The sequence below is a fragment of the Sabulibacter ruber genome (assembly GCF_017355955.1).
Taxonomy (GTDB): Bacteria; Bacteroidota; Bacteroidia; order Cytophagales; family Hymenobacteraceae; genus Nibribacter; species Nibribacter ruber_A.
Genome location: NZ_JAFFID010000099.1, coordinates 1 through 288 on the forward strand (window position 1 = coordinate 1; position 288 = coordinate 288).

General features: G+C 63.2%; 1 protein-coding gene. It reads left to right on the forward strand.

Annotation, left to right across the window (positions count from 1 at the left end; translation table 11 throughout):
- Positions 1–62: 62 nt before the first annotated feature.
- On the forward strand, positions 63–288 hold a 226-nt coding region (locus tag JT719_RS24615; RefSeq protein WP_207436428.1), incomplete at its 3' end, for an ABC transporter permease.

The following is a 288-nucleotide window of genomic DNA, read 5'->3' on the forward strand; positions in this document are numbered from 1 at the left end:
ATCACCTGGGAGGACGAGGTGTATCTGTCCTGGCAGCCCTTCGCCGGCGTGGTGCTGACCCAATGAGCGGGCTGATTCACCGGCTGATGACGCGCGGCCGCGGCTTGGTCGTGGCGGTGCCCTATGTCTGGCTGCTGCTGTTCTTCCTCGTCCCCTTCCTGATCATCCTCTACATCAGCTTCTCCGAAGCCGTGATCGCGCAGCCGCCCTTCACGCCGCTGGCGGAGCTGGTGCGGGACGAGGATTTCGGGACGACGAAGCTCCAGATCCTGCTGAACCTGTCCAATT